The following is a 13260-nucleotide window of genomic DNA, read 5'->3' as shown; positions in this document are numbered from 1 at the left end:
AAAAAAGACATGAAAAAAACAATAATATTTTTAGTATTAGTTTCTCTATTCTGGTCGTGCGAGGAAGAATTTTTAGATGAGAAACCAGAGGACTTTTTGAGTTCTGCAAATGCGTACACAAATTATGCAGATTTTACAGCCTCAGTTAATAATTTGTATTTCTTAGTAAGAAGACAATTTTATGATCGTGATGAGAACCGTCCTTTTGATTTCATTTATGGGACAGACCTCGTTTATGATGGTGAACCGGGAGGTTCTCAAAGACACGGAAACATGGAGCAGGCCTATAGACCCGACGGTGATATAGCTACTACACACTGGAATTTGTTATACAAGACTATTGCCGAAGCAAATACCGTTATAGGTAGAGCTCCTGCATCTGAAATGTCTGAGGCAGAAGCAAAAGATATAATATCTCAAGCTCGTTTTTTTAGAGGATTTGCATATCGTGTTTTAGTTACATTATACGGAGGCGTACCGTTAGTTACAGAAGAGGTAACAGCTCCTAAGATAGATTTTGTTAGAGCATCTAAAGAAGATGTATTAAATCAGGTAGTTGAAGATTTAACATTTGCATCTCAAAATTTGCCTTCAATAACAGAAGCTACAGACGGTCGTATAAATAATTTAGTTGCTTATCATTATTTGGCTGAAACATACTTAGCATTAGGTAAGAATACAGAAGCGATAACTGCTGCGTCTATGGTTATAGATGATTCTAATACAGATTTAATGCGTACACGTTTTGGTTCTAGATCTACCGAAACTCCTGGAGATGTTTTTTGGGATTTATACAGAAAGAATAATCAAAACAGAACTAGCGGTAATAAAGAAAGTTTATGGGTTATTCAGTTTGAATTAGATGTTCAAGGTGGTGGTTTACAATCTGGAAATAGAGGTGGTTCTTACGCCTTTGAAAGACATTTTGCACCATTATTAAGATTTAGACCGTTTAATTCTTGGCCAGTAGGAGACTATACCGGTGGTCGTGGTATTGGATGGGGTATTACAACTGAGTTCTATTCTAACCAAATTTGGGGTGGAGATGCTTCTAACCCAGATTTTACTAATGATATTAGAAATGCAAATCACAATTTTGTGAGAGTTTATAATCGTGATAATTCAAGTGCATTAGGTATTCTAGCTAATGATATAGGTCGTGATACAATCTGGTCAACAGAAACTCAACCACGTAGAAGAGAGTTTTATGCATATCCTTCAAAAATCACTACTCCCTATAATCACCCTGACGGTTTGCTAAGACCTGGGAGTGTGCCATTTGCATTAACTTCGTCTGCAGGAGGTACGTATACAGATCAATATATGTTACGTTTAGCAGAAACCTATTTGCTGCGAGCAGAAGCTTACTTAGCAAATAGCCAGCCAGCATTAGCTGCTGCAGATGTTAATGTTGTGCGTAGTAGAGCCAATGCCTCTTTAGCAACATCTAGTCAAATGAATATAGATTATATTTTAGATGAGCGTGCCCGTGAATTAGGATTAGAAGAAAAAAGAAGACTTACATTAATGCGTACAGGTCAGTTGTACGATCGCGTTATAGAAAATAATCCATTCTATGTACAGCAGGGAATGCAGGAACACTTCAATCTTTGGCCAATACCTGCAGATGAGATAGAAGGAAACCGTGGAGCTGAACTTCAGCAAAATCCGGGATATAATTAAAACACAAATGCAGACTTATAAATCCTAAATTAAAATGAATACTATTAAATTGAAAAATGCATTCGCCTGTTTAATTTTTGTTTTTTGTATTAAAAGCATGTATGGACAGCTAAGTCTTGCTGAAAAAGCCTCTTCTAAAGAGGCTTTTTCTATAGTAAATGCAGGCCGGGCTGCAACTATATATTATGATCGTGCAGATGCAGATGTTGTTGAGATCGCTGCAAATCTACTCGCTGAAGATATAGAACGTGTTACAGATAGTAAACCAAAGGTAATTTCAGACTTGCCTGTAACTAATGGTATCCTTATAGGATCTTTAGATACTAATATTTTATTGCAACAACTGGTACGAGAAGGCAAATTAGATGCAAAAGATCTTAAAAACGGTTGGGAACGCTATACGATACAAACCATTAAGAAACCATTTACAGGGGTAGATGAACTACTTGTGATCGCTGGTAGTGACCGTAGAGGTACTGCTTACGGCGTGTTTGAACTTTCAAAAACAATAGGAGTTTCTCCCTGGTATTGGTGGGCAGATGTTCCGGTTGTAAAGCGAAAAGAGTTAATGCTCACTCAAACTAATTTTACATCAAAAGCACCTTCTGTAAAATACAGAGGTGTATTTCTTAACGATGAAGATTGGGGATTAAAGCCCTGGGCATCTAAGTTAATGGATCCTGAAATCAAGGATATAGGCCCCAACACCTATGCTAAAGTGTGCGAATTGTTATTGCGTTTAAAAGCAAATATGCTTGCTCCGGCGATGCACGAAGTTACCGGTGCATTTTTTAAATATCCCGAAAATAAAGTAGTGGCAGATAAATATGCCATAATGATGACCAGTAGTCACGCAGAGCCTCTTTTATATAACAATACTACAGAATGGGATCACGATGTTGATGGTGATTGGGATTATGTAACTAATAAAAAGGGTGTTTTAAATGTACTCGACAAGCGGGTTCAAGAAGCGGCTCCTTATGAAAATATTTATACAGTGGGTATGCGAGGTATACACGATACCGGTATGAAAGATGTTCCGGAAGGATATACTAAAGCTAATGTTCTCGAACAGGTAATTGAGGAAGAGCGTGTGATTTTATCAAAGTATATAGAAAAGCCCGCAGATTCCATACCGCAGATATTTGTTCCTTATAAAGAAGTACTAGACATTTATCGTAGTGGTATGGAGCTGCCCGAAGATGTAACGCTGGTATGGCCTGATGATAATTTTGGGTATATTAAAAAATTAAGCGATCCTAAAGAGGCGCAGCGAAGTGGTGGAGCAGGAGTATACTATCATATTTCATATTTAGGTGAACCCAATGATTATCTATGGTTAAACACCACACCACCGGCTCTAATGTATGAAGAGATGTACAAAGCATATCAAAATGGTGCAGATAGATATTGGCTTTTAAATGTAGGCGATATTAAACCCGGAGAGTTAGGTATGCAATTTTTTCTAGATCTTGCCTGGGATATAAATTCTATCACTTATGAATCTTTGCCCAGGTACAATGCCGAATTCTTATCGTCAATTTTTGGTGAACAATACACTGAAGAATTTCAGGAAATTTACAATACCTATTTTCATTTAGGCTTTGAGCGTAAACCTGAATATATGGGGTGGGACTGGAGATGGAATAGCTTAGATGCTAAAGAAAACATTATAGATACTGAGTTTTCATTTGCTAATTATAACGAAGCTGAAACCCGAATTCTAGATTATACCACAATTGCTAACAAAGCTGAAGCGATCTATAAAAAACTTCCAGAGGCTCAAAAATCAGCTTATTATCAGTTAGTTTATTATCCGTTGGTGGGTGCATATTTAGAGAATGTAAAAATGCTCACAGCACAAAAAAACAGATGGTATGCAAAACAAGGTAGAGCCGCAACAAATGATTTAGTTGCAGAAGTTAAAATGCTTGACGAACGCCTCTCGGAAATAACCGCAACATATAACAATCTTGAAAATGGCAAGTGGAAAGGTATTATGACTGCTCCCGGCAGACTGCCAGAATTGCAATTACCACCTACTGTAACAATTGACAATATAAAGAAAGCTGAAATGGGAATATTTATCCCTAGCTCAACTATTTCTTCTGGTGTTTTTGTGCTTCCGAAGTTTTCAATATATACTCAAAAATCGCATTCATTTGAAATTTACAACAAAGGTAACACGGCATTAAGCTGGAAAGCTGAAGCATCAAAACCCTGCATCAAATTGAGTAAATCTAACGGTAAAACAAATACTCAAGATCTTGTAGAAGTTAGTATTGACTGGTCTAAAGTTCCTGAGAAAGCTAACAGTGAAGAAGTGATTAAAATTATTTCCGAAGGGAAAGAGCAGCGTATTTATCTATCAATTAATTCTAAAAAGGATGAGGCTGCTAACGATGTACTGTATGTTGAAGACAACGGAGTTGTGGTTGTAGATCCATCTAAATTTTCAAGAAAAACTGAAAAAAATGGCTCAAAAGTTCAGATAATCGATCAGTTGGGCTATGCAGGAGCAAGTGTGCAATTAGGTTCTATAATTGATAAAGGTTGGGCTAATACAAGCACCGAATATGATTTCTATGCAGATAAAGCTGGTTATGTAACTATACAAACCTACGCACTTCCGGTTTTTGGTAAAGACGATAATACGGGTACCGCTTATGGTGTACAAATTGATAACAGTCGTGTTAGTTGGGAGCAGACTGCTTCAGCTGAATATTCATTTAATTGGAAGCAGAATGTAATACGCAATGCGACAATAAATTCAAGCAAAATTTTATTAGATAAACCGGGCAAGCATACCCTCAAGTTAATAGGTGGTAATCCCGGTATGGTAATTCAAAAAGTAGTTATTGATTTTGGAGGTCTTAAAGATTCTTATATGGGACCTGATCCTACTTTTAAAAAATAAAGATATTTATAAATTAAAATATAAAGAGTTAATGAGCTTAAAAACGGCAATAGTTACAGGTGGTAATTCAGGATTGGGTTACGCGACCGCATTAAAATTCTGCAATGCAGGCTATCGTACCTACGTAATAGGTCGTAACGACAAAAAAACACGAAATGCCTGTAGTGAGATGGGTACAAATGCAATTCCGGTAGTATTTGATTTAGATAATCTGGATGCTATACCGCAATTGATCGCAGACATTGCTAAAGAATCAACTACCATAGATGTTTTAGTAAATAATGCTGGTATAAATATGAAGAAAGAATTTACTGAGGTTACCGATGCAGACTTCGATAAAATCATACATACTAATGTAAAAAGTGTATTTGCTATAAGCAGAGAAGTGGTAAAGGTTATGCAAAATAATGGAGGCGGAAATATTGTAAATATAAGCTCTATGGCAGCTCAATACGGTATTCCTAAGGTAATCGCATACTCAGCCAGTAAAACTGCAATAGAAGGGATGACGCGTGCAATGGCGGTAGATCTGGCACAGTTTAACATACGGGTAAACTGTATCGCTCCCGGTTTTATTGAAACACCTATGACAGCAAAAGCTTTAAACAGTGATCAACAGCGTAAAGATAAAGTGTTTTCCAGAACGCCTATGGGCAAAATGGGGCAACCTTCAGATATTGCAGATGCCGTATTTTACTTTGCAGGAAATGAAGCTAAGTTTGTTACCGGAGTTGTGATGTGTGTAGATGGTGGTAATTCAATTGGTTTTTAAGATATATTCCCTTATGAAAACACAATTTAGAACACAACAGACTATGCGCTGGTTTGGACCCGGTGATGCTATTGCACTTCGCGACATTAGACAGTGCGGAGTAACCGGTATTGTAACTGCGTTGCACGAAATTCCGGTAGGTGAAGTTTGGAGTATTGAGGCTATTCAGGAGCGACAGGCTCTGCTCGAGAAAGAAGGATTAGAATGGACAGTGGTCGAAAGTTTGCCGGTAAGTGAAGACATAAAAAAACAAAATGGAAATTATAAAACACATATAGCAAATTACAAGACGAGCATTGCAAATTTAGCAGCCTGTGGGATATACGTAATCACTTATAATTTTATGCCTATTCTCGATTGGGTACGCACACATCACAATCACGTAAACCAGGATCTTACTCAGGCATTATTATACAATCACACGGCATTCATATTTTTTGATGTATATCTTTTAAATCGGCCCGGTAGTGAACTCGATTATTCTGAGCAACAATTAAAAGATGCTTTAAAGTACGGTACAAATTTGAGTGAAGTTGAGAAAAAAACATTGTTTAAAAACATTCTTTTAGGACTACCCGGAAGTAAAGGACATTTTACCGCCGAACAAATTTTGACCTTGCTCGAAAACTATAAAGACATTGATGATGAAAAGCTGCGTAAACATCTAATTTATTTTCTACAGGAAGTTGCACCGGTAGCAGAAGAATATAATGTAAAGCTCGCTATTCATCCTGATGACCCTCCATTTTCGGTAATGGGTCTTCCGCGCGTGGTATGTACACAGGCCGATTTGAAGCAGATTTTTGACGCAGTACCACTTACCGCAAATGGATTATGTTATTGTACAGGATCACTGGGTGCAGAACCTACTAATGATTTATTACAAATAGTTGATGATTGTGCAGATCGCATTCACTTTTTACACCTTCGGAATATTATACGTACAGATGAAAATATTTTTCAGGAATCTGCACACCTTGACGGTGATAATCCTATTGCTGCAATTATGCAAAAATTAGTAAACCTGATGCAAACGCGTGAAGTAAATCTGCCTTTACGACCTGATCACGGTTTTTTGCATTCCTTAGAATTGGGTAAAGAGCAATATCCCGGTTACTCACTTATAGGTCGTCTTAAAGGCCTTGCAGAACTTCGTGGACTAGAGGAAGGAATATTACATAATTTACAATCGTAACGATTTAGGAATATTTCTAATTACTTCAAAAATTTTAAAAAGCGCTTCTCAAACTACCTTAGTTTGAAGCGCTTTTTTAATATAGTTAAGGATAATAAAGTCTTCTTTTTTGCAGAGAATTTTAGTTTTAGTTCAACATCAAGCTTTACAGACAATACATATCAAATTCAATATAATTTTTATGAATTAAAACGTGTATAGCATCTAATTAGATGATAACCATTGTTCTATATTTTATATCTAAATTAGAATGGAGTGTTTTACAGATGATTAACCATTTTCAGATTAACAATTTATTATATAATAATATTAAATTTTGCACAATTATAATATTTCGGAAATAACGTTTGAATTTAAGTTACTAAATTTAAAATATAACTAATGAAAATATTACAGCTATGTATTTATCTAACCAAAATCACTATCATAAAACTTTAAATGATCTTTTAGAACGTTACACATGTACAGAGGCAGAACTTGACAAAATAGCGCTTTTAAATACCGCAACCATTTTGAGTTTATCTTACACAGATAATGGAGGTTTTAAAAAATGCGACGGAGAATTTACAGATTTAGAATCTTCAGAAACTTTTAAACTGCGTGTTTATTATTTTGATGTGAAGGCTTCAAAATCCAGAATGATGCTGCTCTTGCCTAATACTTCTAATTATAATCTAAATATAAATCTTGCAACTTTAAGAAGTAAATATTAATAATTAGTAATTTATTTAAATTTTAAGAATATGAGTGATAAGACAAAAAATGATAAGAAAGAAGATAAAAAAAGTATTGATAAAGGTCCTTTAAAAGACAAACATATTAATCAATATGGTGACCAGGATGATAAAAAGAAAAAGCGAAAGGCATAAAAAAAACTAATAAAAAAGGTAACCGGGCGGTTACCTTTTTTTTCTATTTGAATTAATACAATTAACTATTTTAAAATTTAATCCTGCTCTTCCTCTTCAATTTCATCTTCAGAGATTAAATAATGATCCTTACCAAGTCCTACAATTGTAATTATATTAGTGACAGTTGTATATAGCAAAAGAATTACGGTTACCATCATTCCGCTTAAGAGTGATGAAAAGAATAAGGTGACCCAGTATAAATACTTAAACCATACGGTAGGCATATTATCAGATTCCGTAATAGGAATATTGAACATTTGAAACATGATCAAGGCAGAAATAAATAAAATAGTATCAATTTTTGCAATGTTTAATACTTGTTTATAATGGGCTTTTTTCAATTTTGAATTGGAGCTTGTGCTAATTCCCAGTAAAGTTAGAAGTAATGCTAGAATAGTGGCAGATCCTAAAACTATGGTATTGCATAACATATTTATACCAGACAGAGAAGCTTCAATAAGCTCTTTAGCTTTGTAACCACTCATATCTCCCAGAAAAAACACACCTATTCCTAAAAATATAAAAGTTAGAAAACCGCCGTAAATTGATAGTTTATTTTTTTTGAAAAAATCATTCATAATCTGATTTATTTAGAATATTTCAGTTTTATATAAACCATAATACCATTAAATAAAACGGATAATCCATTAGTAATTATAATAGGCCAGTCTTCTTTTACAATACCGTAAAGCGTCCAGGATCCTACACCTATTAGTAAGCATACAAACATCCAGATAGAAATATCTTCTGCAGATTTTGTTTTAATAACTTTAAAAACCTGAGGAAGAACTGCTATAGTTGTAAATACGCCTGCAATGATTCCTAGTACAGTTATTAATAAAGACTCCATTTTTAAATTGTATCTAAGATTTCAAACTGTATAGGCTTAAATGATCCACCATTACTATCGCTGGCGGAGCAGGCAGTTAAGGCACCTACTAAATCTATTTGTGCTTCAAAAATCACATAATCTCCCGCTTTAGAAGTAGGAGGTAAGACTGAAATTTTTCCAGCCTGATCAAATTGAACATTCATAAAAACATTGAATGCTGTAGGAATGTCGTAATAGGGAATATCAAATTTTTTAAGAGCATTCGTAAGATTATTAAAACAGCTGGGGTGATCTTCATTTATACCATACATAATTTCGAATGTTTCTTGCGAACAAGGCGCTAATAAGAAATCATTACGACCATTTGTATCTTCTATTATTTTTAATAATTTATGCCCCAGATTACTCCAAATAAAATTGCCGGTAGTCAACAGAATTGATTCTTCAAAATCCATACTCTTACCGGCAGAAATTTTTTCGTTATAATCGTTTGCATTGAAGACTACAAGATCACTTACTTGCTCCCCTTTTACATCTATAACTTTTAAAAATTGGCCTTTTTTTAAAGTAAATGAATCTCCAGATTGTATTGGTATTGTTTTTAACATGGTTGTTTAGTGTTTAAAAGGACATTCCCATTTTTCAGTAACCTGTCTGCCGCTATATTGTAAAGCTTCAGAACTATTCCCGAAATCTGCTAGCATAGGATTTATCGATCCGTTTTTTTCTAGATCTCTTTTACGTATGCGGTCGCGTACATTGCCGTAAACGCCCATATTTCTTAAAATTTCAAATTGATGATGCAAATTGAAAACTAAAGTTACGTTTTTTGTTTTTCGTGCATTTCTAGAACTGTTAGGGTGCATACCTATTATATAAAATGCTTTTCCTAATAAGCTATAACTAAAGTTAGCATCGGTAATATCTGCACTTACAGCAGGGTCCCATTCGTGTTTATCATGTTTTTTAAGACGACCTAGAAAGTTCCACAAATCAGTTTCAAATTCTATTTCAGTTTTACAATAATCGTCTGTGAATTCTATTATAAAGGTTTGAAATTTCTTAGAATTAAAATCATAGGCATCAATATACCTTTTTAATCTATGAAGTATGATATGATCATTTGACGGATTTTCAATATTGTCAAACTTAAAATGACTAACTGCTTTTGTTTTAAAAACCGTTTGTGCCATTACACAGGGATGATCGCTTTCTACTATAAAATCTTCCAGATTATTTAAGCCGGAGAAGTGGTCGTTATTGTTACTTTTAAGTGATTTCATAGTCCTTTTATGTTAGTCTTTCTATTCGAATTTATTATCCTAGAAAGATTTTATAAAAGTAGTACTATGAAACAGGCATATCTTGTAACGAAATATTAAATAGTTATAAATAATACATAAATCGATACTAATAAAAACTTAAGATGATTAGCTAAAATCCATTCCTAAATCTAAATCAATAGGCTTGACTTTCTTCGCATCTTCAACGGTGGCCGTAAAACTTTTTGGTGAAGTTTGATGTGCTAAATGCTCTGGAAGTCCTTCTAAAAAATAGGCGCTTTTTGATGTGTCATCTTCTTCTGCATTGGTCTGATGATGATACGCATTAATAGATTCTTTAGAACGCGTAATAATAAGATCATTTTTAGCGCGCGTTAATGCCACATATAAAACGCGACGGTCTTCTTCAACTTCATCACTATTTCCTAAACTATAGGCAGATGGGTAGTTTTTAGGAGAAACATTAAGTACAAAGCATACATCTGCCTCGAGACCTTTAGCGGAATGTACGGTTGAGATCGTCACGTGATCTTTAAGTTCTGCGGTATTAATTTTTGAGCCACCCAGCGTATTACTTCCTGCGACATTTGCCGAATTGTCAAGAATACCTTCAGAAATAAATTCACCCAGCGTCGAGTAATTCTCAGATAAAATTTCTAGCACCGGGAAATCACCTTTACGTTTCTCGTACCAGTCTTTGCTGTACTTCATAGCCAGATCAAACTCCATGGTCTTATACAGGTCTTTAATAGCTTGTTTTACGTTGCCTTTATTCTCGTAAGCCGCATCGTAATAACTTTTAGCTTTAAGACCTTCTTTACCGGGAATGATGGTGGTAAGATCAACCACATCTACATTCTCCCGGTCTATACGCATTACTTCAGACATATAATTTGTGGCCTTTACCGCACCTATACCGTGTATAAATGTAAAAAACCGTATCCAGGCAATTTCATCTAGAGGATTGTTTATAACGCGCAATACCGAAACTAAATCTTTAATGTGAGCGGCTTCTAGAAATTTTCTTCCGCCAAAGGTTTGATAAGGTATTTTCTTTTGTAAAAATACAGCCTGCAATGGGCGCGTATAATATTGCGATCTGCTAAGAATCAAAAACTCTGAAAACGAATTTCCACCTTCAGAGAAACTTTCTAATATATGATTTGCGATATAATTTGCTTCTTCAAACTGGTTGGCAACATTGAGTATAGTGGGTAGTTTTCCGGGACCACGACTCGCCGTTAGTTTTTTATTGTAATTAATGGGAGAGGTCTCCAGAAGCCAGTTTGAGATATCTAAAATCTCTTGCGTAGATCTGTAATTTTTGTCTAAAACCTTAATTTCAGAATCTTTTATACGCTCTGTAAACAAATGCACATTTTTAAAATCTGCACCTCTAAAACTGTAAATAGATTGGGCATCATCACCTACACAAAACAAATTGCATATGTGCTCAAAAGGTTTAAGTAAATACCACTGTAAGGGGTTTGTATCCTGCATCTCATCAATTAAAATATGATCGTATGCCTTGGCAAGAATCTGTCGTGCTTCTTCATCCTTATTGAGCCTGTTTGCAACTACTAAAAGAAGATCATCGTAATCTAAATACTGCTGGCGCATTTTTTGACTTTGATATTCTTTGATAAGCAATTCTACCTGTGGCTTTAGCGCATTGATGTCTTCTGTGGTTTGTAAATCATCTTTCCCTTTAAAAATGATTTTCCGAAGGGTTTCAGTTAGGTTAATACGGGTATTTCTCGCAAATGAAAACAAGTCTAAAAGCTGTTGAGGCTTTAGTCTGGTTTTACCATAATCTTCTTTTGCAGTGCCACAAGCCATTTTCATCAAACTCAATTGATCATCAGGATCAATTACCGTATAATTAGCTGCTCCAAAAAGATTGGGGAATTTTATGATAAGTTGATTACACCAACTGTGAAAAGTAGAACCGTTAAGCGACCGCACGTCCTGGTCGGCAATTCCTGCTTTTACGCGTTCTACAATCTCACTTGCAGCTCGTTTGGTAAAAGTAAGAATCTGTATTTTTTCGGGTCTAAAACCGTTATTTATTAAATATTCTGCTCTACCTACAATCGTCTTCGTTTTACCTGTACCGGCACCGGCGAGAAGTAATAGATGTTTGCCTGAAAACTCAATCGCTTCGCGCTGTTTCTGGTTATAATTTTCTGAATTGTTACTTTTCTCAATCACGCTGCAAATGTAGGAAATATTTCATAATTTTGGAATTTTTCCGATAGGCTCGATTAATGATAGCATTCATAGATATACAAGCAACTACTAATAATTATAAATATGCAGAAATTCTTGCATTTTCAATTGTCTTGGTAGATGATGGCCGTATTGTCGAGCAATTAAAAACTGAGATAAAACCCGTATTTGCTTTAAGCGAAAAAGAGGAAAAGTGGGCCGGCCATACTAATGCTGAATTACGTAATAAGCTGTGTTTTGCAGATTGTCTACCGCAGGCCATAGCATTGCTTGAAGGAGCAGAAGTATACTTTTTCGATAAATTTTCTGAAATGATCTGGCGCAAATCATTACGAGAAGTAGGACTTCCTCTAAATAAGTCTCAGAATATACTTCAGGAACTACTTTTACAAAGGGGTATAGTCGCTAAAAAGCTCGACCTGGTGGAAACTTTAGAGAAACTCTCTCTAGAATACAAACCTGAAAAACAAGGTCTCAATGCGGAAGCCCTACTAGCTATTTATGAGCTATTAGAACTATCTCCGGCAGATACAGCAAGCACTCAACGTAAAAATCTAGCGGAGTTTTCAACAGTTTTAAACTTAGATGATTTACCTGCCAGGCCCGGAGTTTATTATTTTTTAGATCATCAAAAAACAGTGATTTATGTAGGGAAAGCAGTAAATCTAAAAGAGCGGGTAAAGGCCCATTTCTTTAGTAAACTCCCTTTTGAAGTAGAACTTACCGCTGCCACGTTCTCATTAGAATATAAAGAAACCGGTAACGAACTCATATCATTACTTCTTGAATCTGCAGATATATCCAGACTTAAACCGCTTTACAATACGCAGCAGATAGATTCTATTTTACCGTGGACGATAGAATCACGAATTGATAAAAAAGGTATTTTTAGATTAACGCCTAAAGAGAAAAACTACTCAGACAATCAACACAGTATTTCATTTAACCGAGATTCAGTTTTGGTGAAGCTTAAAAACCTTGCTTTGCAATTTAGTTTATGCTACCGTTTTGCAGGTTTAGAACGAAGCTCAGGAAGTTGCAGCAGCCCTTTATGCAAAGGTGTTTGTAAAGGTCTTGAAGACAAAGAAGTTTATAATCTAAGAGCAAAAAAAGCATTTGAAACATTAAGCGCAAAAAGAGAATCCTATTTCTTAAAGCTAACCGGTCGTACACTTTATGAAGAAGCCTTTGTGCTTGTACGCGATGGTATTTATATGGGTTTTGGCTTTATTCCTCTAGAATATCCTGTAAAGTCTATTGAAGATTTTGAAGCCTTTATAGAGCGGCAGGAAAACACATATTTTACAAACCGAAGTATACTACAATACCTCAATACTAAAGGAGTTTCTAAATTTGATTTGATCTAGTTGCTTTTTTACAATTTTATAACGCATACACGTTAAATACTCATAAGCTTTTAGATTAAAATGAATTATGC

12 protein-coding genes are annotated in these 13260 nt (G+C 35.2%); 7 read left to right on the top strand and 5 right to left on the bottom strand.

The genetic code is table 11. From position 1 onward, the window contains the following. The first annotated feature begins 9 nt into the window (after window positions 1–9). From P164_RS05490 to P164_RS19095, 6 genes are all read left to right on the top strand, one after another. The gene (locus P164_RS05490) at window positions 10–1683 is read left to right on the top strand and encodes a RagB/SusD family nutrient uptake outer membrane protein (RefSeq protein WP_028375445.1); all 1674 of its coding nucleotides are present in this window, start codon (window positions 10–12) and stop codon (window positions 1681–1683) included. Window positions 1684–1780: 97 nt separating this feature from the next. After that, window positions 1781–4600, top strand: coding sequence for a glycosyl hydrolase 115 family protein (locus P164_RS05485; RefSeq protein ID WP_117434309.1), 2820 nt, complete (start codon window positions 1781–1783; stop codon window positions 4598–4600). 31 nt (window positions 4601–4631) lie between these two features. Continuing rightward, complete coding sequence (locus P164_RS05480; RefSeq protein ID WP_028375443.1) at window positions 4632–5372, top strand: SDR family NAD(P)-dependent oxidoreductase; 741 nt, start codon at window positions 4632–4634, stop codon at window positions 5370–5372. Between the two features lie 13 nt (window positions 5373–5385). Beyond that, entirely contained in the window at window positions 5386–6567 is a 1182-nt protein-coding gene (uxuA, locus tag P164_RS05475) for a mannonate dehydratase (protein WP_051621229.1), read from the top strand. 398 nt (window positions 6568–6965) lie between these two features. Next, complete coding sequence (locus tag P164_RS05470) at window positions 6966–7280, top strand: hypothetical protein (RefSeq protein ID WP_028375441.1); 315 nt, start codon at window positions 6966–6968, stop codon at window positions 7278–7280. A gap of 30 nt (window positions 7281–7310) precedes the next feature. Beyond that, window positions 7311–7436 (top strand): hypothetical protein, encoded by a 126-nt coding sequence (locus tag P164_RS19095; RefSeq protein ID WP_262490355.1) that lies wholly within the window; start codon window positions 7311–7313, stop codon window positions 7434–7436. A 77-nt stretch (window positions 7437–7513) separates the two neighbouring features. On the opposite strand, the gene P164_RS05465 is transcribed toward P164_RS19095, so the two are convergent. From P164_RS05465 to P164_RS05445, 5 genes are all read right to left on the bottom strand, one after another. Beyond that, the gene (locus P164_RS05465; RefSeq protein ID WP_028375440.1) at window positions 7514–8056 is read right to left on the bottom strand and encodes a hypothetical protein; all 543 of its coding nucleotides are present in this window, start codon (window positions 8054–8056) and stop codon (window positions 7514–7516) included. Between the two features lie 8 nt (window positions 8057–8064). Beyond that, window positions 8065–8328 carry a SemiSWEET family sugar transporter gene (locus P164_RS05460; protein ID WP_028375439.1) on the bottom strand — a complete coding sequence of 88 codons (264 nt, stop codon included), beginning with the start codon at window positions 8326–8328 and terminating at the stop codon, window positions 8065–8067. A 2-nt stretch (window positions 8329–8330) separates the two neighbouring features. Next, window positions 8331–8918, bottom strand: a complete 588-nt coding sequence (locus P164_RS05455) for a DUF1989 domain-containing protein (RefSeq protein WP_028375438.1) — start codon at window positions 8916–8918, stop codon at window positions 8331–8333. A 6-nt stretch (window positions 8919–8924) separates the two neighbouring features. Further along, the gene (gene gntA, locus P164_RS05450) at window positions 8925–9593 is read right to left on the bottom strand and encodes a guanitoxin biosynthesis heme-dependent pre-guanitoxin N-hydroxylase GntA (RefSeq protein WP_051621227.1); all 669 of its coding nucleotides are present in this window, start codon (window positions 9591–9593) and stop codon (window positions 8925–8927) included. Window positions 9594–9740: 147 nt separating this feature from the next. Next, window positions 9741–11804 (bottom strand): ATP-dependent helicase, encoded by a 2064-nt coding sequence (locus P164_RS05445; protein ID WP_028375437.1) that lies wholly within the window; start codon window positions 11802–11804, stop codon window positions 9741–9743. A 56-nt stretch (window positions 11805–11860) separates the two neighbouring features. Between P164_RS05445 and P164_RS05440 the strand changes: the two genes are divergently transcribed. After that, window positions 11861–13189, top strand: coding sequence for a hypothetical protein (locus P164_RS05440; RefSeq protein WP_028375436.1), 1329 nt, complete (start codon window positions 11861–11863; stop codon window positions 13187–13189). Window positions 13190–13260: the final 71 nt, after the last annotated feature.

Origin of the sequence: Leeuwenhoekiella sp. MAR_2009_132 (assembly GCF_000687915.1) — a bacterium.
In the GTDB taxonomy this organism is placed as follows: domain Bacteria; phylum Bacteroidota; class Bacteroidia; order Flavobacteriales; family Flavobacteriaceae; genus Leeuwenhoekiella.
Note: the sequence above shows the minus strand (reverse complement) of the source record. Positions and strands in the feature narration are given on the sequence as shown.

Bases quoted from the DNA above. Each gene is read 5' to 3' on its own strand.
- P164_RS05490 (WP_028375445.1), top strand. From the start codon at position 10: ATGAAAAAAACAATAATATTTTTAGTATTAGTTTCTCTATTCTGGTCG.
- P164_RS05485 (WP_117434309.1), top strand. From the start codon at position 1,781: ATGTATGGACAGCTAAGTCTTGCTGAAAAAGCCTCTTCTAAAGAGGCT.
- P164_RS05480 (WP_028375443.1), top strand. From the start codon at position 4,632: ATGAGCTTAAAAACGGCAATAGTTACAGGTGGTAATTCAGGATTGGGT.
- uxuA (WP_051621229.1), top strand. From the start codon at position 5,386: ATGAAAACACAATTTAGAACACAACAGACTATGCGCTGGTTTGGACCC.
- P164_RS05470 (WP_028375441.1), top strand. From the start codon at position 6,966: ATGTATTTATCTAACCAAAATCACTATCATAAAACTTTAAATGATCTT.
- P164_RS19095 (WP_262490355.1), top strand. From the start codon at position 7,311: ATGAGTGATAAGACAAAAAATGATAAGAAAGAAGATAAAAAAAGTATT.
- P164_RS05465 (WP_028375440.1), bottom strand. From the start codon at position 8,056: ATGAATGATTTTTTCAAAAAAAATAAACTATCAATTTACGGCGGTTTT.
- P164_RS05460 (WP_028375439.1), bottom strand. From the start codon at position 8,328: ATGGAGTCTTTATTAATAACTGTACTAGGAATCATTGCAGGCGTATTT.
- P164_RS05455 (WP_028375438.1), bottom strand. From the start codon at position 8,918: ATGTTAAAAACAATACCAATACAATCTGGAGATTCATTTACTTTAAAA.
- gntA (WP_051621227.1), bottom strand. From the start codon at position 9,593: ATGAAATCACTTAAAAGTAACAATAACGACCACTTCTCCGGCTTAAAT.
- P164_RS05440 (WP_028375436.1), top strand. From the start codon at position 11,861: ATGATAGCATTCATAGATATACAAGCAACTACTAATAATTATAAATAT.